Genomic DNA, 22,339 nt, shown 5'->3' with positions numbered 1-22,339 from the left:
GAATAACGAAAAGTTATACTAATTAGATATAATTTTCTGAAAAAGGTTTAATTTTAAAAAAAAATCCATCACAATTAAGTAATGGATTTTGAGAATTTATAAGTTGAATTTCATTATAAAAAGTTTTTAAAAGGCATTTACAATAGCCAAGAAGTCATCAGCTTTTAAAGCAGCCCCCCCAATTAAACCACCATCTACATCTGGGTTTGAGAAAATCTCTTTTGCATTGTCTGGTTTTACACTTCCACCATACAGAATTGAAACATTTTCAGCTACTTCTTGTCCATATACTTTATCGATTAATGTTCGAATAAATTTATGCATTTCTTGTGCTTGAGCTGGAGAAGCCGTTTCTCCTGTTCCGATGGCCCAAACAGGTTCGTAAGCTAAAACGATTTTAGACCAATCACTTTTTTCTAAATGAAAAAGAGCATCACGCAGTTGATATTCAACTACATTAAAATGATTGTCTATTTGTCTGTCTTTTAATTCTTCACCAAAGCAAAAAATTATACGCATTTCATGTTTCAATGCTGTATCAACTTTAAGTGCTAATAAGGCATCATTTTCATGAAAATAAGCACGTCTTTCACTATGACCAAGAATCACAGTGTTTACACCAATTGATGTCAACATATTTGCCGAAATTTCACCTGTAAAAGCACCACCTTCTGCTTGATGCATGTTTTGAGCTGCAACCGTAATTCCTTTTCCATTTGTAGTTTCAACAGCCGTCAAAAGATTTACAAATGTTGGAGCAACTACTATTTCAGTATTATTTGTAGCTTTTTTTGATATAATTTCTTCAAGAAGAGCAGTTGTTTCTTGATTGTTTTTGTGCATTTTCCAGTTTCCTGCTACTATGTGTTTTCTCATTTTGAAATGGTTATAAGTTTATAAGGTTATAAGGTTAAAAGTGTTGATTGTTAAAAAGTTATCCGAAAATCTATTTTAGTTTCTCCAATGTTTCAATCAACTTCTCATCATCAGCTTCAATTACTTTGAATAAAGCAATTTTTCCTGTTTTATCAACTACCATGTATCTTGGAATCCAATCCAATTTTATAGATTTTCCAAAAACGCCTTTCATTCCGTCAGAAGTTAGATAATGTTCACCTTGTACGTCATATTTTTCAATTCCATTTATCCAAGCGTCAAAGTTTTTATCCATAGAGATGAATAAATAAGTCACATCAGGATATTTTTCTTGTAGAGCTTTTACTTTTGGCATTCCTTTGATACAATCGCTACACCAAGAAGCCCAAACGTCTATTACAATTGTTTTTCCTTCATGTTTTCTTATAATATCTTGAAAAGTTATATCTTGGTTTTCAATACTTTTCATTGTGTTTAGTAACGCTTCTTCTTTAAATTCTGTTTGTTGTGCTTGCGAACAAGAAGCAAAACAAATAGCGATTACAAGTAATGCAAATATTTTTTTCATAATTTATTTTTTAATTTTCGAATACGGAAGTTTCACCATTTTTTCTAATTCTTTACCGTTAAATTGATTGGCATCAATACCATCATACATTTTTATCTTATTTCCATTCCATAAGTATAAAACTCCTGGAGTATTTCTATTATCACCTAATTCATTCCAAAACGGAATAATTTCGATGACTTTATAAGGATAAGTAGCTTCAGCGATTTTAAAAAATTCAGGAATTTTAAAAGCTTCTTCATTCATGAAAATGATTTTTACTTCTGGAAAATTCTTGTCTTTTTTTCGCATAGCTGTTAATTCTTTTGCGGCATGTTGGCAATGATCACAACCTGGTGCAAAAAAAGCAAGTATTTTTTTGTCTTTATCTATATCCGGATAAAATTTGGCATAACCTGATTTTGTTGCTTTCGGTTCATCAACAACTTCTTTTATTTCTTCTGTTTTTTTAACCGAATCTTTCTTTATTTCAGACAAAACTGGATCAGAATTTATAAAAGTAGAATCTATTTCAATTGGAACAATAGCATTAATTTCATCTGTTGTTGGATTTTCAAGTATTGTTTCAACTGGTCGAATTGGAGCCAACATAAACAATCCTAAAATAGAAGCTAAAGTTATTGTAGTTGTAAACCACAAACGATTTTTAATAGTATCTGGAACTTTTAGCATTAATAACCATATCAATAATCCAATAGCAACGATATTTTTTATTATAGCTTCAATTGGAGTCATTGGTAATAAACTACCAAAACAACCACAATTTCCTGAATTTCCTCCGGTTTTAAAAGTTTCATAAGCCAAATGAATGGTAAAAACTGCTAATATTAATATAGAAGCTGGTGTAATTACTTTTCTAATTTTGACAGGCAAGAGAAATAATATTCCTAATGCTAATTCAATTCCGATTAAAAATCTAGAAAAATAAGGAGCTATGTTTTCAGAAAAACCTAATGGATAAAGCTGTTTTACTTCAAAAGTTGAGATTGCAAAATAAGGTGAAGGATAAAGTTTGGCAACAGCTGAAACAATAAAAAGTGCAGCAATTATTATTCTAATTATCCAAGAAAGTGCGTATTTGTTCATAAAAAATTAAATTCCAATTATTAAAAATTCCAAATTCCAACTGTAAAATTAAAGGATTTAAAATTAAATTTTGTTAATAGTATGTTATTGCGTTGTTATTGTAAATCTTTTCCCATTAAAATTAAGGCAAAAATAGAGTAGTTTATCATGTCTTGATAATTGGCATCAATTCCTTCAGAAACTAACGTTTTTCCTTTGTTGTCTTCGATTTGCTTAACGCGAAGTAATTTTTGAAGGATTAAATCGGTTAAACTGCTTACACGCATTTCTCTCCAAGCTTCCCCATAATCGTGGTTTTTGTTTTCCATCAATTCTTTGGTTAAAGCTACTTTTTCATCGTATAATTTCACACCTTCTTCAAAACCTAAATCAGGTTGATCGGCAATTCCTTTGTCGATTTGGATTAAAGCCATGATGCAATAATTGATGATTCCGATAAATTCAGACATTTCATCTTCATCTACTTTTCTGACTTCATTTTCTTGTAAACTTCTAATTCTTTGGGCTTTTATAAAAATTTGGTCAGTAAGTGATGGCAAACGTAAAATTCTCCAAGCACTTCCATAATCTTTCATTTTTTTAGAATATAATTCTCTGCAAATGGCTATAATTGAATCATATTGTTTTGAGGTATTCTTCATTAGAATTGTATCTTTGTGTATAATTTTCAAAAATAGAGAATATTATTTGATTTTTGGATTTTCAGATAACAGATTTTCAGACAAAAGATGAGAAATTTACAACATTCAACAATTAATTGCAAAGGTCAACTTATAGATTTATCGCTGCCTAAAGTAATGGGAATTCTAAATATTACTCCAAATTCATTTTATGATGGTGGAAAATATAAAGATGAATTGCAAATTGTAAATCAGGTTGAAAAAATGTTAAATGATGGAGCTACATTTATTGATGTTGGTGCTTATTCTAGTAAACCAAATGCAGAATTTGTTTCGGAAGAAGAAGAAATTAGTAGATTAATTCCGATTGTTGAATTATTGGTTGAAAAATTCCCTACTATCTTACTTTCTGTGGACACTTTTAGAAGTCAAGTTGCGAAAAAAGCTGTTGAAAATGGAGTTGCTGTTGTAAATGATATTTCAGCAGGAAAGTTAGACGAAAAGATTATTGAAACGGTTGCAAAACTAAATGTTCCTTATATAATGATGCACATGAAAGGCAATCCACAAACTATGCAAAGTCTTGCAAATTATGAAGATGTTGTTAAGGAAATGATTTATTATTTTTCAGAAAGAATTCAGTTAGCAAGAAGTTTTGGTATGAATGACATTATCATTGATCCAGGCTTTGGATTTGCAAAAACATTGGAACAAAATTATGAAGTGCTTCAAAAATTAGAGTTGTTTTCAATGTTAGATTTACCATTATTAGCAGGAATTTCGAGAAAATCTATGATATATAAAACATTAGAAAATACACCTGAAGAAGCTTTAAACGGAACAACCGTTTTAAATACAATAGCTTTACAAAAAGGAGCAAAAATTCTACGCGTTCACGATGTGAAAGAAGCTGTGGAATGTGTTAAATTAATGCAATTATTATAAATTAATCTTTATATTTGATAAAATTATTTGATATGATTTCAAAAGAAAAATTACAAGAAACAGTAAATCAATTGCCAGATTCTATAGATTTGGACGAGTTGATTGAACGTTTGGTGTTTTTAGACAAAATTGAAAAAGGAAATAATCAGTCTTTGTTAGATGATGTTGTTTCTGAAGAAAATTTAGACGAAAATATTGAAAAATGGTTCGAATAAATTGGACTAAACAAGCCGTTTCTGATTTGCAATCCATAGCAGAATACTTTTCAAAAGATTCTAAATTTTATGGCAAAAGAGAAATCCTAAAAATAAGAAACGCAACTACAATATTAAAAACATATCCGCTTTCAGGAAAAATAATATCTGAAATAACAAAATCCGATTTTAGAGAAGTTATTCAAGGAAATTATAGAATAATTTATAAAATTGTTACAAATCAACGTATTGATATAATCACTATTCATCATGCTTCACGAAGTCTTCCAAAAAGAAAAGATATATAAAATTATTGTATTCTTTTCAATATTTATTTTTTTTATCTCTTGTAAAAAACAAGATGTTCAATTGCCAAAATCAAACAAAACGGTTTTAAAAGATATTCAGGATCATTCACCTGTTTATATGTTTTTTAAAGTCACAGAAAAAGACACAATTGTTGATGTAAACCGTCAAAATACTATCAGTACAACCAATTGGGTTTTTAATATTGATAAGCGTTTGCCTTTAAAATTAGTCATTCCAGAAGTGATGAAATTACAAGAGAAGAAGAAAAATTCATCTCATAAAAAAGAAGATGCTATTGACGTTTTTTCTTATGCAGATTCTATTGGAAAGAATTTAGCTTTTTTGCCATTTACAAATGTGACTTATACATATGATGACGAGTTTTCAAAATTTTACATCATTGACAACAGTAAAATATACATAAGTTTTCAAAACTTTAGCATTAATTTTAACAAAGAAAATAAAATTACAGTAGATGGAAATGATGTGAATAGAGACGAGTTTGTAGATTTTATTAAAGACTATGTTCCTTTTGTAAGTCAAGGAAAAATGGCTTTATTACATGTAAATTTTGAGGTGAATTTGACATATGAGCAATACATTCAAAATAAAATCATGTTAAATGAAGTCATATCAGATGATATTGCTTTTTCACCAATTGAATTTATTTATGACACGAAAAAGTTGCCTGAATGTGGTTGTAAGTTATAGTTTCTAATATAACTAATTCTAACTTCTGAATTCTAAATTCTGCCTTCTAACTTCTCTTATTGATGATGATAAGGTTCGTTTTTTAAAATCGTAAAACCACGATAAAGCTGTTCAATTACAAATAAACGTACCATTTGATGAGAGAAAGTCATTTCCGATAAGGAAACTTTTCCATTGGCTTTTTGATACACTTTTTCACTAAAACCGTAAGGGCCACCAATTACAAAAACTAAGGTTTTAATTCCAGCATTCATTTTCTTTTGTAAAAATTCTGAAAATCCAACACTTGAAAAAGTCTTTCCGTTTTCGTCTAGTAAAATTAAGTTGTCAGTTGGAGTTATTTTAGATAAAATCAATTCACCTTCTTTTTCTTTTTGCTGTGATTCTGAAAGGTTTTTGACGTTTTTGATATCAGGAATAATTTCCAAATCAAACTTGATGTAAAACGATAAGCGCTTGGTATATTCTTCAATTAAAGTCTGAAGATTTTTATTATCTGTTTTGCCAATCGCAATTAGTTTGATGTTCATTTTATGATTTTTTTACAAAAGTAATTAAAATAAAATTCTTGGTTTTGAGTTTATCATTTATAACATTCTTCAATGAAAAATATTTTACTTTTTCTTTTTTTAGCTTTAATAAGTTGTAAAGATTCAACTACAACAATATTATTTTCTGATGTAATTCCAGTTGTGGAAATAGCAAAGGATTATTCAAAAATAAATCAAGAAGCTTTGACATATTGTCAAGCAAAGGGTTTTAATGAAGATTATTATTTCTTAGTTGATATGAGTATTCATTCAGGTAAAAATAGGTTTTTTATTTATGATTTTATTGCTGAAAAAATTACAGATAAAAATTTAGTTACTCATGGAAGTTGCGATAAATTTGAAGACAATGAAAGTAAATGGGAAAAAGCAAAATTTAGTAATAAACCAAATAGTCATTGTTCGTCTAAAGGAAAATATAAAATTGGAAAACGCGATTACAGCAGTTGGGGAATCAATGTAAAATATTGGTTACATGGTTTGGAAAACTCAAATAACAACGCAGTTGAAAGAGTAGTGGTACTTCATTCTTGGAAAGCTGTTCAAAACAAAGAAATTTATCCAAAATATTCACCTTTAAGTTGGGGTTGTCCAGCAGTTTCTGATGAGTTTATGAAAGTATTAGATGAAAAATTAAAAGCAACAGACAAACCTGTATTACTTTGGATTTTAGAATAACTTATTTCTTTTTTTCAACAATATCACTCAAATGAACTCGAAGTGCAGTTACAGAAATACTAATTTCCCAAAAAGATAATGCTAAAGAGACTAATAAACACAGTAGACTTGCACCAAAAAGGTAAATTCCAATCATTTGTTGTTCTATAAACAATAAAAGCATAGCAAAAACGGATAGAAATAAGCACATAACTCCAAATAATTGCATGTATCTTATTAAGGTAATTCGAAGATTTAAATTTTTTATCTGAATTAAAATACTTTTTGTGTGTTCTTGGTCATATGTTTTTTTTAAACCTCTAACAATTTGAGCAATAGTTAAAAACCTATTGGTGTAAGCTAGTAAAATTAAAGAAGTTGCAGAGAAAAGTAAAGCTGGTGTTTCTATAGATAAATTCATATTTTAATTTTCAAAATTGATAAAAATTTCTTCGGTATTGAGTCTAACTTTTAACCATTCTTTCATTTTTGTTTTATCAGTAGCGTTGAGTTTTTCAGTCGATTTTACATTTGAAATCCAAACATTTTTTTGAATGGAATCATTAGTTAAAATAGTAGGTTGCAATATTAAACTTTCTACTGAAGGGTGTTGTGCTTTTATTTCTTTATAGACTTGTTTGCTTAAATCTTTTTGCTTGTAAATACTATCTAATTTATAACTTAAAACCTCTATTTGTTTGGCTTTTTCATTCAAAGCACTTGAAAGTAAGTTATCTTGTTCACTATTTTTACTAGTTTCATTTAAATACGAGAATCCTTGTTGGATTTTCAAATTGCAGTCAGCTAAATCATACTTTCCAAGCTTAGAATTTAGATCTAAAATAGCACTATCTTTAATTAATAAGCCACCATAAGTCAAAATGATTTCTTTTGAATTGGCATCAACAACTTTTTTAAGCAAGAAATTATTAGGAAAAACAGCTTCATTTTCTACAAATTGATTAGCTTTTTTTTGAAAATTATTTTGTTTAACAATGTCATATCCAAAATAAATACTTGGCAATAAGGTAACCAAAGCAATTGCCCAAACAATTCGATTTACTCTAGTTTTTTCCTTATCATCAGGATGAACTTTAAAAGGGAATTTTAGCAAACGAGCTGTAATTAAAGTAGCTAATGCAATAAAAACGGTATTAATTAAAAACAAATAAAAAGCTCCTAAGAAATAATCTAATTGCCAAGTTGCCAAACCATAACCAGCCGTACACAAAGGAGGCATTAATGCTGTTGCAATAGCGACACCTGGAATAACATTTCCTTTTAATTTGCTTGAAGTTGCTAAAATTCCGGCTAAACCACCAAAGAAAGCAATTAATACATCATAAATATTAGGTGAAGTTCTAGCTAATATTTCTGAATGTGCATCATTAATTGGAGATACTGCAAAATATATAGTAGAAGTTACTAAACCAACACCAGCTGCAAAAAGATAATTATAACCTGCTTTTTTTAATAAAGTCAAATCATTTATAGCCATTCCTAAACCTAAACCCATAATTGGCCCCATCAATGGTGAAATTAACATGGCTCCAATTACTACAGCAGGAGAATTAACATTCAATCCGAGAGAGGCAATAAAAATGGCAAAAACTAAAACCCAAAGATTGGTTCCTTTAAATTCAACACCATTATAAATAGACTCAATTACATCTCTAAAATTTTCTTTCTCTCTATTGAGTTTAAAATTATCTAGTATATTCATTTGTATTCTTTTCTTAAACGTAAAAGTACATTTTCTTTTTTAATTTTTATATTAAAAAAAATCCGCTATTAAATTAACAGCGGATTTTAATATTTTAATCTTTTTTATGAATTAATCTTTTAAATATTTTTCTAAGAATTGATCTTGTTCCCACAACAAATGAAAGATGTTTTCTTGTGCCACATATCCATGACTTTCTTTAGGTAAAAGCACCATTCTAACTGGAGCACCTAAACCTTTTAAAGCTTGAAAATAACGTTCCGTTTGTAATGTGAAAGTTCCAGGATTATTATCAGCTTCACCATGAACTAATAACATTGGTGTTTTCATTTTCTCAGCATTCATAAAAGGAGACATGGTGTTATAAATATTAGGAACATCCCAATAATTACGTTGTTCACTTTGGAATCCAAAAGGAGTTAAGGTTCTATTGTAAGCACCACTTCTGGCAATTCCACAAGCAAATAAGTTTGAATGTGTCAACAAATTTGCTGTCATAAAAGCACCATAACTATGACCACCAACACCAACTTTTTTTCGGTTAATATATCCTAATTTATCAACAGCATCAATAGCAGCTTCAGCATTTCCAACTAATTGTTGAATAAAACTATCGTTTGGTTCTGTTGTTCCTTCACCAACAATTGGGAAAGCAGCATCGTCCAAAACAGCATAACCACGAGTTACCCAATAAACAAATGAACCATAATAAGGAAATGTAAATTCATTTGGGTTTTGAGTGCTTTGTCCAGCACTGTTTTTGTCTTTGTATTCTCTTGGGTAAGCCCAAATTAATAAGGGTAATTTTTCTTTTTTCTTCATATCATAACCGGCTGGTAAATATAAAGTTCCTGATAAATCTACTCCATCTTTTCTTTTGTAATTGATTACTTCTTTGTACACATTTTTGATACTTTCAAATGGATTTTCAAATTGAGTAATAGGTGTTACTTTTTTGTTTTTCAAATTACGCAAATAATAATTTGGATATTCATTTTTAGACTGAAGCATTATAATTACATCACCTTTTTTAATGTCTTCAATAGCTAATAAATCTTCTTTTTTGTCTTTGTAAGCAGATTGATATAAGCGTTTTGTAGCTAAATTTTTAAGACTAAATTCATCTATGAATGGAAATTGTCCTTCTTTAGTGTAACCATCACCAGTTAAATATAAATTATTGTTCTCTACTAATAAAACATTTTGTCCAAATTCATTTTTATGTGTTTCAAAATTACCAGGGTCAGCATATACATCTTGAGAATTTCTATCAAATATAATTTTAGGTGTTTCTGCAGGATTTGATGGGTCAAAAAGATAGGTTTTTGTATTTCGAGTATCATACCAGCTATCATAAGCTATAGCTATGTTCTTTGTTCCCCATGTTATTCCAGCGTAACGTTGTTTGGTTTTTAGTATTGATGTAGGAGACGAACTAAATGGAGCATCCCAAGAAAAAACTTCATCTCTAAATTCAACCTCTTTAGCTGGGTCACCTTCATCTAATGCTTCTACATATGATAAAGAAGCTGGCAAGTCATTTCTCCAGCCCATACTTCTTTTTCCTTTTCGTGTAGCCATAAAACCTTTTGGTCTAATTTCATCTAAAGGAACCTCATTTACGACTTTAATTAATTTTCCACTTTCATCATAAATAGTTGTAGTTATTGGAAAACGACTTACCGTAACTATATAAGAAAATGGTTTTTCAACTGTGTTTACCATTAAGTAATTTCCATCAGGAGAAAAACTCTCACCAGCATACATTGCAGCTTCTTTAAATAGTGTTTTTGTTCCGTTTAGCGAAACTTTATATAGTTCAGAAGTAATTAAACTCTCAAAATTGGCTTCATCAGTTTTGTTTTTTAACAAATCTTGATACGTTCTGTTTTGCGATTTTGAACCATCACTTGTTGAAACTGTTGGTCCTGTTGGAATATCTTTTAAAGTGTCTATTAAAGCGGGTTTGTTAGCAGGTAAAGTTCTTACTAGTATGTTTTCACTGTCTCTAAACCAACTTGATGGATTTCCAATATTTGCATTAATAATTCCTTCTGTAAGTTTTTTTGCTGAAGCAGAAGCTACATCAATAACCCATAGTTCGACTCCTTTTTGGGTAGTATTAGTGAATGATATTTTCTTATAATTTGGAGACCAAGAAATATTAGCAATTCTTGCGTTTTGTGGTAAGCCAGAAACTTGAGTTAAGTTTTTAGCTGAAAACTTTCTAATTTTTAAGTTGTTGATATAAGTAACTGTACTCGAAATATTTGTTACAGGATTGATTCTCAATCCACCTAATTTCATTTCGTCTTGATTTAGATCTTCAAGATTTTTGTATGTGTTTCGATAGCTAAATAAAATGTATTCTCGGTCTTTATCCATTGAAATTGAGGGGGCTCTTTCGTAATCAGCTAAAGCCAAAATTTCTTTTGGAGGCATTTGATAAGAAATGTTTTCCTGAGAGAAACCTAAGAATCCCGTAAACAGTAATAGGAAGTGTAAAAGTTTTAATTTCATAAATAGATTATTTTGTTTTTGAAGGCTCTAAAATACGGTGATTTTTTATATGAATTACATAAATAAATCTTAAAAATTGAATTAGAATTTTATTAATTTAAAAGTTATGGATGTAAAATCACTAATTAGTTTGATAATTTGATAAATTTGTAATCAAAAAAAATAATCTTGTAAAATATGTATCACTCTAAAATATCAGGTTTAGGCTTTTATGTGCCAGAAAACGTAGTAACAAATGATGATTTGTCAAAAGTAATGGACACAAATGACGAATGGATTCAAGAACGAACAGGAATTCAAGAAAGAAGACACATCATTCGTGGAGAAGACACCACAACTTCAATGGGTGTAAAAGCTGCCGAAATTGCTATTAAACGCTCTGGTGTTGCCAAAGAAGATATTGATTTTGTTGTTTTTGCAACTTTAAGTCCAGATTATTATTTTCCTGGACCTGGAGTTTTGGTTCAAAGAGATTTAGGTTTAAAAACAGTTGGAGCCTTAGATGTTCGTAACCAATGTTCCGGATTTGTTTATGCCATTTCAATAGCTGATCAGTACATTAAAACCGGAATGTATAAAAATATTTTAGTAATTGGTTCAGAATTACATTCTACAGGTTTAGATATGACAACCCGTGGAAGAGGAGTTTCAGTAATTTTTGGTGATGGAGCAGGAGCTGCTGTTTTATCAAGAGAAGAAGATCTATCTAAAGGAATTTTGTCAACTCATTTGCATTCAGAAGGACAACATGCAGAAGAGTTAGCCTTAATTGCACCAGGAATGGGAAAAAGATGGGTGACAGATATCATTGCCGATAACGATCCAGATGACGAAAGTTATTTTCCATATATGAACGGACAATTTGTGTTTAAAAATGCTGTAGTTCGTTTTAGTGAAGTTATAAATGAAGGATTACAAGCTAATAATTTACAAGTTTCAGATATCAATATGTTGGTTCCACATCAAGCAAATTTGAGAATTTCACAATTCATTCAAAGTAAATTTAAGTTGACGGCCGACCAAGTTTATAATAACATCCAAAAATACGGAAATACAACTGCAGCTTCCATTCCAATTGCTTTAACAGAAGCTTGGGAGCAAGGAAAAATAAAAGAAGGAGACTTGGTTGTTTTAGCGGCTTTTGGTAGTGGATTCACTTGGGGAAGTGTGATCATTAGATGGTAAACTTTAGAAAGAAAGTACTAAAAAGGTAAAAGAATAAGGTTTTTAAAACCTCAAAAAATGCGATTCATCCGAATTGCATTTTTTATGCTAAAAAATTTCAAAATCTATGACCTAAATTTACTACATTTGCACCTTTAAAAAACACATTAAATGACTTTACATCAAATTCTTACAGAACAGATCCAAGACGCAATTCGTCAACTTTTCAATTTAGATATTGAAACGATTGAATTTCAAGCGACTAGGAAAGAATTTGAAGGTGATGTAACTATGGTTGTTTTTCCATTCGTGAAAATTTTAAAAGGAAATCCAGTTGAAATAGGAACTAAAATTGGAACGTTTTTGACAGGTAAAAATGACTTTATTAGTCGTTTTAATGTAGTTGGTGGTTTTCTTAATTTGGTAATTTCAGATGATTTTTATGTAAAATTCTTCAATTCCATCAAAAATAATGAAGATTTTGGATTTGTAAAATCAGATGAAAATGCTAAAGCTATTATGGTTGAATATTCTTCACCAAATACAAATAAACCACTTCATTTAGGACATATTCGAAATAATTTATTGGGTTATTCTGTAGCTGAAATTATCAAAGCTTCGGGTAAAAAAGTGTATAAAACCCAAATCATAAACGATAGAGGAATTCACATTTGCAAATCCATGTTGGCTTGGCAAAAATATGGTGAAGGACAAACTCCAGAATCTACAGGTTTAAAAGGAGATAAATTAGTTGGGAATTTCTATGTTGAATTCGATAAGAACTACAAAAAAGAAATTTCGGAATTAATGTCTCAAGGAAAAACAGAAGATGAAGCTAAAAAATTAGCACCTTCAATTATTGAAGCGCAACAAATGTTACAAAAATGGGAAGCTGGTGATGAAGAAGTAGTTTCGCTGTGGGAAAAAATGAACCAATGGGTTTATGATGGTTTTGAGCAAACTTACAAGAATCTTGGTGTCAATTTTGATAGTTATTATTACGAAAGCAATACCTATTTATTAGGAAAAGAAGTTGTTCAATTTGGATTAGAAAAAGGAATTTTTGAAAAAGATCCAGATGGTTCTGTTTGGATTGATTTAACCGAAGATGGTTTGGATAGAAAAATCGTTTTACGTTCTGATGGAACTGCTGTATATATGACACAAGATATTGGAACTGCAATCCAACGTGTAAAAGACAATCCAGATGTTGGAGGAATGGTTTATACGGTTGGAAATGAGCAAGATTATCATTTTAAAGTACTGTTTTTAATCTTAAAAAAATTAGGTTTTGAATGGGCAGAAAGTTTATATCATTTATCGTATGGAATGGTTGAATTGCCTTCTGGAAAAATGAAATCTCGTGAAGGAACAGTGGTAGATGCTGACGATTTAATGGCAGAAATGACTGCAACGGCTCAAAAAATATCAGAAGATTTAGGGAAATTAGACGGTTATTCGGAAGAAGAAAAAGCTAGTTTGTACAAAACTATTGGATTGGGTGCTTTAAAATATTACATGTTAAAAGTTGACCCAAAGAAACAAATGCTATTCAATCCAGAAGAATCAGTTGATTTTGCGGGAAATACGGGACCTTTTATTCAATATACTTACGCTCGTATTCAATCTATTTTACGTAAAGCTGATTTTGATTATTCAAAAGATGTTTCGATTGATTTACACGAAAAAGAAAAAGAATTAATCAAGCAAGTTCAACTATATCCTGATGTTATTCAAAATGCTGCAAGTAATTATAGTCCAGCTTTGATTGCTAATTATACATATGAATTGGTAAAAGAATTTAATTCGTTTTATCAACAAGTATCTATTTTAGGAGAAACAGATTTGGATAAAAAAATATTCAGAGTACAATTGTCAAAAACAGTTGGAAATACTATAAAATCAGCTTTTAAATTATTAGGAATTCAGGTTCCTGAACGAATGTAATTCATTAAATTTCAAGTGGAAACCAATAAAAATTATTTTTTACAAGCTTTTTTGTTGCTGATAATTTCGGCTGGAGCTTTTATAGCTTTTAAAACCATTTTACCCAAAAAGTTAATGGAACAAACGAAGTTAGAATCCAAAAACGTTGTAATTGATAGTTTGTTATTAGATGCTCTTGATGAAGGTAAAAACGAAGAATTTGTTGATGCGAATGACACGTTAATTAAAAAAATAATTACTTATAAACCTAATCCAAAATTAGGAATAAAATATACTTCTGAAAAATTTGATAATTATAAAGGATATCAACATATAATTCCGTTTTATGAAAAATTACAGCAACTAGAAGCTACTAAAACAGGAAGTATTCGAATCGCATATTTTGGAGATTCCATGAACGATGGTGATATGATTGTGCAAGATGTTCGTAAACTTTTTCAAGAGCAATTTGGTGGTCAAGGAGTTGGTTTTGTCAATATTACATCAGAATCTGCAAGTTCAAGAGCAACAATTAAACATGAATTTTCTTCAAATTGGAAAACTCAATCGTATTTAAAAACTAAGAGCCCAACACGTTCTTTTGGAGTAAATGGTCACGTTTTCTTTGCAAATGATACGTTGCATCCAACTTGGGTTAAATTCAAAGCTAACAACTACAAGCATTTAACACAGTTGAATAATCCAACTTTATTTTATGGTAATTCAACCAATAAAGAGGCAATGATTTCTTATGTGGTTGGTAAAGATACGATTTACAAAAAACTAAATGGTGAAAATCAGTTAAACACTTTAAAATTAGCGGATAATTTAAAAAGTGTAAAAGTTAATTTCATTAATGCAGAAAATGTTCCTATTTATGGCTTCAATTTTGATGATGGAAAGGGAGTTCATGTAGATAATTTTTCTAATAGAGGAAATTCGGGTTTGCCTATTTCTATTTTTAATGTTGGCATGATGCAAGAGTTTAACAATAAACTAGATTACGATTTAGTGGTTTTGCATTATGGTACAAACGTATTAAATTATGGATCTTATGATTATTCTTGGTACGAAAAACGAATGACGAAAGTTGTAGCACATATTAAACAATGTTTTCCTGGTGTTGCCGTTTTAGTAATTTCAACAGCTGATAAGTCAACCAAATATGATTTAGAAATGAAAACCGATTCTGCAGTAGTTCCTTTGGCAATGGCTCAAAAAAAATATGCTGTAAAATCGGAAGCAGGTTTCGTAAATTTATATACTTTAATGGGTGGAGATGGTTCAATGGTTAAATGGGTTGAAGCTGTTCCATCGAAAGCCAATAAAGATTATACACATTTTAACTATACAGGTTCTAAGGAAATAGCTAAACTGATTTATAAAGAAATTTATGAAGGCTTTTTGCTTTTTAAAACTTTAAACAAAGGATACATTGTACCCAAAAGAAAAAATGATAGTGTTTACACCAAAATTGATAGTACAAATGAATAAATACCTAGTTTTTATTATGGTGTTGACTTTTCAATTTTGTTTTTCACAAGATGTGGATTCTTTATACACAAAAGTTGATTCTGTAGAAGTTGTATCGGATTCTATTATTTTTCCTGAATATTCCAATCGAATTTTAAACGACAAAGCTATTAGTAAATCGTTACAGATTTTAGAGGCAATTGAAGATAAACAATTCAAAAAATTACGAATTGTACATATTGGAGATTCTCATATTCAAGCTGATATCATGACCAATTATATGCGTCAGAATCTGCAAAACAAATTTGGAAATGCTGGTTTAGGATTTGCTTTTCCTTATAAAATGGCAAAAACCAATGGTTCACTTTTAGCAAAATTGACTTCAGATATTTCATTTGAAAATTATAGAAATATTAAACCTGCTGATACGTTACCTGTTGGATTAAGTGGAATTGCTTTTTATACGAAAGAGAAAGATTTTTCTATTGAATTAAATGTGAAAGATGAATATAAATTCAATTCGATAAAAATTATTACTCCAAACAATCAAAATTCGTTTTTTGTAGCCAGTTCTTTTGAAGAAAAAAGTGAAATTATTCAAACAGAAGTTCCAAAAGAAGTCCCAAAAAAAATCACAGGTTACTCCACTAAAAAAAGTAGTAAAACTATAAATCACAAAATCAAAAAAGGAGAAGTTTTATCTATAATTGCTAAAAAATATGATATAAGTATTTCGGAAATTAAAAAAGCAAACGGTTTAAAATCGGATAAAATTAATTATGGTAAAACATTAAAAATTCCTACTATAATTATAGAACGAATTCCAATTGAAGAGCCAGATACCAATGATATTGCTTCTGTTGAATATGAAATTATTACTAAACAAGTTATAACTAAAAAATTTCAACCTTTAAATCAAATATCATATCCAATGTCGCATGATTACTTTGATTTTACACCAATGGACAAAATTTTTATTGTTCCTAATAATGAATATTCAGAATTTGCTTTAAACGGAATTGCCTTAGAAAATACAAAACCAGGTGTTGTTTATAGTGCGATTGGAGTTAATGGTGCAAAATGTTCAGATTTCAATAAATATGACATGTTTTATCAGCAATTACCTGCTTTAGAACCTAATTTAATTGTTATTTCTTTTGGAACAAATGAAAGTTTTGACAAATTAGACAACGAAACTTTTATGATACGATTGAATGAACTAATTGATAAAATTAGATTGTTTAATTATGATGCTGAAATTTTAGTTACAACACCACAACCTTCTCAATTTGGAAGAAAATATAAAAATCATTTAGTGGAACAATATACTAAAAGTATAATTGATCAAGCAGAAATTAAAAATTATGCAGTTTGGGATATGTATAATGATTTGGGTGGCGCTAAAAATGTGAATTCTAACTATAAAAATGGTTTGATTTCTTCTGATAAAGTGCACTATACTTACAAAGGTTACAAAAAACAAGCAGACGATTTTTTTGAAGCGTTGATGCAATCTTATCAATTTTATAAATCAGCGAAATAATTCTTGAAAACTATTCAAAACATTAACGATTGGATTATTCAAAACATTGGTTTTTTGGATATTGAAACTGTTCAGAGTTGGTTTATTTATAATCCAGAAAGACCTTTGCTTTTTAACAGTGCATTGTTTTTAGGATTCTTTACTGTTTTTTATTTCATTTATATTTTAACGAAAAGAACACATTATTTTAGAATCACCTATGTAGTTTTATTTTCCTTATTTTTCTATTATAAATGCAGTGGAATTTACTTTGGATTGTTGATTTTTTCTTCCATTTTAGACTATAGTTTAGCAAAATTAATTTACGAAGAAAAGAGTAAAGCTTATAGGAAATTTTATTTGATTGTCAGTCTTTTAGTGAATTTAGGATTGTTAGGTTATTTTAAATACACCAACTTTTTTATAGATAATGTAAATACGCTTTTTGATAGAAATTTTGCTTTTTATGAAATTGTTTTGCCTGTTGGAATTTCATTTTATACGTTTCAAACCTTAAGTTATACAATTGATGTTTATCGAAAAGAATTAGAACCAACGAAGAGTTTTATTGACTTTGTCTTTTTCGTTTCTTTCTTTCCACAATTAGTTGCTGGACCAATTGTAAGAGCTAAAGATTTTATTCCACAGATTTATGAAAAATTAAAACTTTCAAAAGAAGAATTTAATACTGCTTTGTTCCTAATTATTGGTGGTTTATTAAAGAAAGCTGTGATTTCAGATTATATTTCTATCAATTTTGTAGACAGAGTTTTTGATGCACCAAACAGTTATTCAGCTTTTGAAAACTTGATGGCTTCTTATGGATATGCCATTCAAATTTATTGTGATTTCTCAGGATATTCAGACATTGCAATTGGTTTAGCATTGTTAATGGGCTTTTGGTTGCCACCGAATTTTAGAACACCCTATCAATCAGGTTCAATTACCGAATTTTGGAGACGTTGGCATATATCGTTATCGTCTTGGTTACGAGATTATTTATACATTTCATTAGGTGGAAACCGTAAAGGAAATTTCAGAACTTACATCAACTTATTCTTAACTATGTTATTAGGTGGATTATGGCATGGAGCAAGTTGGAAATTTGTTTTTTGGGGAGTTTTACACGGAAGTGCTTTAGTGGTAGAAAAGTTTTTTGGTAAATTTATAAAGTTGCCTAAAAATTATTTTGTTCGTTTTATTCAAGTGGTATTAACGTTTCACTTTGTGGTTTTTGCTTGGTTGTTTTTTAGAGCTAAAGATTTTACAACAGCCTTTCAAATTGCCGAGAATATTGGAAACTTAACCTTCGATTTAGAAAAATGGCAAACTATAATTTTAGGTTATAAGAATGTATTTATATTATTAGCTATTGGTTTTGTATGGCACTTTTTACCTATGAAAGTTATTGATGGATTAAGAATAGCTTTCAATAAAACGCCATTGCCTTTAAAAGCAGTTCTTTTCGGATTAATCTTTTGGTTGATTTATGCAACTGCTTCAGCCGGACCGCAACCCTTTATATATTTTCAATTTTAAAAATAAAAAAAATGGCAAGTATAATACTTGCCATTTTTAATTTTATATATTCTGTATTATTTTTTTAAAATGGAATTTAGTACTAAATTTTTGTCTAATTTTTTGGTACAGAAGAACCAATCTTTACAATCTAAGTTTTCAGTATCTTCCATTCTGTCTTGAGCCACTCCGCAAGAACCAGCTGTTGGAACTATTACTTCGTCACCTGGTTGCCAATCGGCTGGACAAGCTACTTGAAATGCATCAGCAGTCTGTAAAGCTAGCAAAGCTCTATATATTTCCTGAAAATTTCTTCCTATACTTAAAGGATAATATAAAATAGTTCTAATTATTCCTGTTGGATCTACAAAGAAAACAGCTCTAACAGCTTGCGTACTACTTTCACCAGGTTGAATCATACCATATTTATTAGATACTTTCATAGAAATATCTTCAATTAAAGGAAATTTGACTTCTATATTTTTCATTCCTTTATATTCAATTTTTTCTTTGATGGTTCTTAACCATGCAATGTGACTATATAGTCCATCGATTGATAAACCTAATAATTCACAATTTGCCTCATTAAATTGTTTTTCCATGTTTGCAAATGTCATAAATTCTGATGTACAAACAGGAGTGAAATCGGCAGGATGACTAAAGAAAATCACCCATTTTCCTTCATAATCTTTAGGGAAATTTATTGGTCCTTGTGTGCTTACAGCTGTAAATTCTGGAGCTTTATCTCCAATTCTCGGCATTGAATTTATTACTTGATCTTCCATAATTATATGTTTTTTAAATTGTTATTATTTCTAATACAAATTTCCTTAAATAAAATACTTAAATATGTTACGCATGTTCTTGTGTATTGTTTTAATTTATTGTAATTTAAAAAACGATAATATTTTGTTATATATGTATAATATTTCTTTATTTCAATCGATTATCGGTGTTTTTATTCGTTTAAAATCTTCTTTAGAACGGTATGGTTTTGATAATCAGATATTAACATTTAATATGCAAAATAGGTTAATAAAAAATTTTTGAAAAAAAGCATTGTCCAAAAAAAAATAATACTTTTGAAAAAAATAAAACTAATTAATTATGAGTACAGATAAAAAAATAACCAAAGTAGGAGGTTCAGATAAACCAAATACATCTAATTCAGATTATACATTTGTTCCTACAGCAGAAAACAAATCTAAAGCCAACCAATTTAGAATGTTTGCAGTCTTATTATGGCTTGGTGCAATTGTAGCACAAGTTTTTGCTATTAGAATGTTCTTAAGCGCTGTGAATTCTGGAGAATCTCCAATTAATGCTTGGGTAATTGGACTTATAGTTTTAGACTTAATTCTTGTTTTTGCAGGTTCAATCTTATGGAAAAAATCAAATAGACTAGATCCACCTTCAGAAAAGAATAAGTTTTTATTTTACGTCCAAAATCAATTAGGAGTAATTATGGCTTTTGTGGCATTTTTACCTTTAATTATTTTTATATTAACTAATAAAAAAGTAGACGGAAAAAGTAAAGCTATTTTAGGAAGTATAGCTGGGATAGCATTAGTAATTGCAGGAATTGGTGGTTTTGAATCCAATATGGCTTCAGTAGAAAAATACACAGAACAAACCAGAAAAGTTGAAGATTTAAATGATGGAAAGAATTATGTTTATTGGACAAAATTCGGAAAAAGTTATCACTTATATAAAGATTGTGGTTATATAAATGGAAAGAATACAGACGAAATATTTGAAGGAACTGTTGCTCAAGCTCACGAAATGAAAAACATAACTGACTTATGCGACAGATGTGAAAATCAAGCTAAAAAAGCTAATGATGAAATAGTTCAGCCAGATTTAGATGCTGAAAAAGCAGCAACTCTTTCTTTAGATTCGATACAATAATTTATATTTAGTATATAAAAAAAAGGGATAATTTTTAAGTTATCCCTTTTTTTTGTTATCATCTTTGAGTTATTAAAAACCATAACTTACATTTACAAACACATTTCTTCCCATTCTTGGTATATTGTTCCAATCGGCAAAAGTTGAATATTGACTATCTAATATGTTTTCAATACCGGCTTTAAGGTTTAATTTGTTTTTATTTAAATCAAAAGTATAGTTTGAGGCAAAGTTCAGAATTGCAAAATCTGCTTTTTTAATTTCACCATATTTTGGGGCATAATTAGATTGAATCAAATTACCTTGAAGCCCTAATTCAGAAGCAAACTTTCTTTTCTTAAATTGTAATTTAGAATTATACGCTAATGGACTAATGAAAGGCAAGTTTTCTTTATCACTTCCTTTTCCGTAGCTGTATGTAAATTGATTTACCCATTTTAAATCATTGGTCAAATAGGTTTCAAAATCAAAAACCGATTTTATTAAAGTAGCGTAATTTAACGCAGAATAAATCTTTACACCACTAGCTCCAATTGTCATAGGAAGTATTGAAGAATCAGGTGTTCCAATAATGTAATTTGAAATATGAAAATAAGAAGTAGTTAACGAAGTTTTAAATTTTGAAGGCTTATAACTGATAGCAAAAGAACCTTCAACTGATTGTTCGTTTTTTAAATCAGGATTCCCAACATAATCATATCTATCAAAACTATTGAATAAATAAAATCCATAAGCTTCAGAAATAGATGGAGCTCTTTCTCCATAAGCTAATCCGAAATTAAAGCCAAAGTTTTCTTTTTTCCAATTGTAATTAGAAGCTAAACTTTTAAGTATTCTACTTTTATCAGCTTCCATCTTTGGATAAAAAATCTGTAAACTTTCTAATCCGAAGGTACTTTTAATTTCATTAAAGTGATTTCCCAAACTTGCTGACACTTTTAAGCTTGAGTTATGATTAAATGCATACGTGTTATCTAAATAAATTCCGTTATAAAAGGTAACAACATCAGGCCAAGTCAACATAAACATTATATTTTCATTTGGGTCACTTGGATACATTGTCATTTCGGCAAGAGAACGATTATAAAACGAATTGAAAGTAGCTAAAAACGAATTTTTTTTCACTTTTCCATTCAAGTTCAAATACATTCCATACGTATCACTCCAACCAGGCATATCCATATGAATAGCAACGTTTGGGCGTTTTGTGTCATCCATTGTATGTGTAATTGTGTTGTAGTATACCTTAGTTTCTAATTTATTTATAATGCTATTTAAAGGTAAATATTCAAACTTTAAAGAAGTAATTAATGCTTCAGCCAAAGAAACATCCATTGGCAACGCTGGATAACCAACATCTGTTGCTTTGTCATAAATTACAGCGCCTTCAATATATTTGTTTTTATTGAACAAATAACCCGCTGTAGTTGACATGTTTAATTTTTTGAATTGAGAAAATAGAACTTCATTGTTATTGCCAGCTTTGTAATTTTCGGCATTTCTAAACATGATGTTGTTGTCAATAAAAAACGAATTACCTACATAATTTAATGCAGCACCAATAATTTTTTGTTGATTGTTAAACTCGTAACCCGAGTTGATATAACCGTTAATTCCTTTTTTAGCGAATGTACTTTTACTTCTTTTTAAATCTAAAGAACCACCAATTGTTGGACCGTGACAACTTCCACTTTGACCAGAAGAAATTTCAGCTTCAGAAAGATTTGAAACCTCTACATAAGAAGTAATGGGATCCATTTTGTCAGTACAAGCTCCAAAAATTCGCATTCCATCAATTGTGATTACAGTTCGTTCTGTACTCATATTATTGATATTTGGTTCCCAAGCATAACCACCTCTTTTTATCATTTCAACGGTTCCTGCTTGTTGTAGGTATTCGTCGATGGTTGCTAGAGGTTTAAATTGTTTTTGTTCTAATTGTGCTTGTTTACCAATAAGTATAACTTCTTTTAAATCAATTTTTTTTAAGGAATCAACTTCGATTTCTTGGGCAAAAAGAGAGGTCATGCTACTAAATAAAATAGCTATGAAATATAAATTTTTCATTTTT

At 29.4% G+C, this 22,339-nt stretch carries 21 protein-coding genes; 11 read left to right on the top strand and 10 right to left on the bottom strand.

The window, feature by feature from the left end:
* Positions 1-126 precede the first annotated feature (126 nt).
* The 4 genes from tpiA to AABJ49_RS08830 all read right to left on the bottom strand — a co-directional run bounded on the left by tpiA (position 127) and on the right by AABJ49_RS08830 (position 3,171).
* Positions 127-876, bottom strand: a complete 750-nt coding sequence (gene tpiA / locus AABJ49_RS08845) for a triose-phosphate isomerase (RefSeq protein ID WP_338377922.1) — start codon at positions 874-876, stop codon at positions 127-129.
* A gap of 70 nt (positions 877-946) precedes the next feature.
* Positions 947-1,444, bottom strand: coding sequence for a TlpA disulfide reductase family protein (locus AABJ49_RS08840; RefSeq protein ID WP_338377921.1), 498 nt, complete (start codon positions 1,442-1,444; stop codon positions 947-949).
* Positions 1,445-1,447: 3 nt separating this feature from the next.
* Positions 1,448-2,530, bottom strand: a complete 1,083-nt coding sequence (locus AABJ49_RS08835; protein WP_338377920.1) for a MauE/DoxX family redox-associated membrane protein — start codon at positions 2,528-2,530, stop codon at positions 1,448-1,450.
* Positions 2,531-2,625: 95 nt separating this feature from the next.
* Positions 2,626-3,171 carry a DUF1599 domain-containing protein gene (locus AABJ49_RS08830; protein ID WP_338377919.1) on the bottom strand — a complete coding sequence of 182 codons (546 nt, stop codon included), beginning with the start codon at positions 3,169-3,171 and terminating at the stop codon, positions 2,626-2,628.
* An 87-nt stretch (positions 3,172-3,258) separates the two neighbouring features.
* Between AABJ49_RS08830 and folP the strand changes: the two genes are divergently transcribed.
* The 4 genes from folP (at position 3,259) to AABJ49_RS08810 (ending at position 5,309) form a co-directional block, all read left to right on the top strand.
* Positions 3,259-4,095, top strand: coding sequence for a dihydropteroate synthase (gene folP, locus AABJ49_RS08825; RefSeq protein WP_338377918.1), 837 nt, complete (start codon positions 3,259-3,261; stop codon positions 4,093-4,095).
* Between the two features lie 32 nt (positions 4,096-4,127).
* Positions 4,128-4,310: a hypothetical protein gene (locus AABJ49_RS08820; protein WP_338377917.1), complete on the top strand. Its 183-nt coding sequence runs from the start codon at positions 4,128-4,130 to the stop codon at positions 4,308-4,310.
* The gene (locus AABJ49_RS08815) at positions 4,298-4,597 is read left to right on the top strand and encodes a type II toxin-antitoxin system RelE/ParE family toxin (protein ID WP_338377916.1); all 300 of its coding nucleotides are present in this window, start codon (positions 4,298-4,300) and stop codon (positions 4,595-4,597) included. The genes AABJ49_RS08820 and AABJ49_RS08815 overlap by 13 nt, the downstream gene beginning before the upstream one ends.
* 61 nt (positions 4,598-4,658) lie before the next feature.
* A complete protein-coding gene (locus tag AABJ49_RS08810; protein ID WP_338377915.1) occupies positions 4,659-5,309 on the top strand; it encodes a hypothetical protein in 651 nt (216 codons plus the stop codon).
* A gap of 56 nt (positions 5,310-5,365) precedes the next feature.
* Here the strand turns inward: AABJ49_RS08810 and rlmH are convergent, their stop codons facing one another.
* Positions 5,366-5,839 (bottom strand): 23S rRNA (pseudouridine(1915)-N(3))-methyltransferase RlmH, encoded by a 474-nt coding sequence (rlmH, locus tag AABJ49_RS08805; RefSeq protein WP_338377914.1) that lies wholly within the window; start codon positions 5,837-5,839, stop codon positions 5,366-5,368.
* Between the two features lie 72 nt (positions 5,840-5,911).
* Here rlmH and AABJ49_RS08800 point away from each other — a divergent pair, with 72 nt between their 5' ends.
* Complete coding sequence (locus tag AABJ49_RS08800) at positions 5,912-6,535, top strand: murein L,D-transpeptidase catalytic domain-containing protein (protein WP_338377913.1); 624 nt, start codon at positions 5,912-5,914, stop codon at positions 6,533-6,535.
* Between the two features lies 1 nt (position 6,536).
* On the opposite strand, the gene AABJ49_RS08795 is transcribed toward AABJ49_RS08800, so the two are convergent.
* The 3 genes from AABJ49_RS08795 to AABJ49_RS08785 form a co-directional block, all read right to left on the bottom strand.
* Complete coding sequence (locus AABJ49_RS08795) at positions 6,537-6,935, bottom strand: DUF2721 domain-containing protein (RefSeq protein ID WP_338377912.1); 399 nt, start codon at positions 6,933-6,935, stop codon at positions 6,537-6,539.
* A 3-nt stretch (positions 6,936-6,938) separates the two neighbouring features.
* Positions 6,939-8,237 carry a TIGR00341 family protein gene (locus AABJ49_RS08790; RefSeq protein WP_338377911.1) on the bottom strand — a complete coding sequence of 433 codons (1,299 nt, stop codon included), beginning with the start codon at positions 8,235-8,237 and terminating at the stop codon, positions 6,939-6,941.
* 111 nt (positions 8,238-8,348) lie between these two features.
* The gene (locus tag AABJ49_RS08785; RefSeq protein ID WP_338377910.1) at positions 8,349-10,757 is read right to left on the bottom strand and encodes a prolyl oligopeptidase family serine peptidase; all 2,409 of its coding nucleotides are present in this window, start codon (positions 10,755-10,757) and stop codon (positions 8,349-8,351) included.
* 177 nt (positions 10,758-10,934) lie between these two features.
* Between AABJ49_RS08785 and AABJ49_RS08780 the strand changes: the two genes are divergently transcribed.
* From AABJ49_RS08780 to AABJ49_RS08760, 5 genes are all read left to right on the top strand, one after another.
* Positions 10,935-11,942 (top strand): beta-ketoacyl-ACP synthase III, encoded by a 1,008-nt coding sequence (locus AABJ49_RS08780; RefSeq protein ID WP_338377909.1) that lies wholly within the window; start codon positions 10,935-10,937, stop codon positions 11,940-11,942.
* Positions 11,943-12,092: 150 nt separating this feature from the next.
* On the top strand, positions 12,093-13,868 hold the full coding sequence (gene argS / locus AABJ49_RS08775) for an arginine--tRNA ligase (protein WP_338377908.1): 1,776 nt from the start codon (positions 12,093-12,095) through the stop codon (positions 13,866-13,868).
* 15 nt (positions 13,869-13,883) lie between these two features.
* The gene (locus tag AABJ49_RS08770) at positions 13,884-15,341 is read left to right on the top strand and encodes a hypothetical protein (protein ID WP_338377907.1); all 1,458 of its coding nucleotides are present in this window, start codon (positions 13,884-13,886) and stop codon (positions 15,339-15,341) included.
* The gene (locus AABJ49_RS08765; protein ID WP_338377906.1) at positions 15,334-16,863 is read left to right on the top strand and encodes a LysM peptidoglycan-binding domain-containing protein; all 1,530 of its coding nucleotides are present in this window, start codon (positions 15,334-15,336) and stop codon (positions 16,861-16,863) included. The genes AABJ49_RS08770 and AABJ49_RS08765 overlap by 8 nt, the downstream gene beginning before the upstream one ends.
* Before the next feature lie 3 nt (positions 16,864-16,866).
* Positions 16,867-18,381 carry an MBOAT family protein gene (locus AABJ49_RS08760; protein WP_338377905.1) on the top strand — a complete coding sequence of 505 codons (1,515 nt, stop codon included), beginning with the start codon at positions 16,867-16,869 and terminating at the stop codon, positions 18,379-18,381.
* Positions 18,382-18,437: 56 nt separating this feature from the next.
* Here the strand turns inward: AABJ49_RS08760 and AABJ49_RS08755 are convergent, their stop codons facing one another.
* Positions 18,438-19,145: a peroxiredoxin gene (locus AABJ49_RS08755; RefSeq protein ID WP_338377904.1), complete on the bottom strand. Its 708-nt coding sequence runs from the start codon at positions 19,143-19,145 to the stop codon at positions 18,438-18,440.
* Positions 19,146-19,467: 322 nt separating this feature from the next.
* Between AABJ49_RS08755 and AABJ49_RS08750 the strand changes: the two genes are divergently transcribed.
* The gene (locus AABJ49_RS08750) at positions 19,468-20,268 is read left to right on the top strand and encodes a hypothetical protein (RefSeq protein WP_338377903.1); all 801 of its coding nucleotides are present in this window, start codon (positions 19,468-19,470) and stop codon (positions 20,266-20,268) included.
* A gap of 72 nt (positions 20,269-20,340) precedes the next feature.
* Here AABJ49_RS08750 and AABJ49_RS08745 read toward each other — a convergent pair whose 3' ends face one another.
* Positions 20,341-22,335 carry a TonB-dependent receptor gene (locus AABJ49_RS08745; protein WP_338377902.1) on the bottom strand — a complete coding sequence of 665 codons (1,995 nt, stop codon included), beginning with the start codon at positions 22,333-22,335 and terminating at the stop codon, positions 20,341-20,343.
* Positions 22,336-22,339: the final 4 nt, after the last annotated feature.

Source organism: uncultured Flavobacterium sp. (assembly GCF_963922255.1).
In the GTDB taxonomy this organism is placed as follows: Bacteria; Bacteroidota; Bacteroidia; order Flavobacteriales; family Flavobacteriaceae; genus Flavobacterium.
The sequence above is the reverse complement of the archived record's forward strand: the minus strand, read 5'-3'. Positions and strand labels throughout refer to the sequence as shown.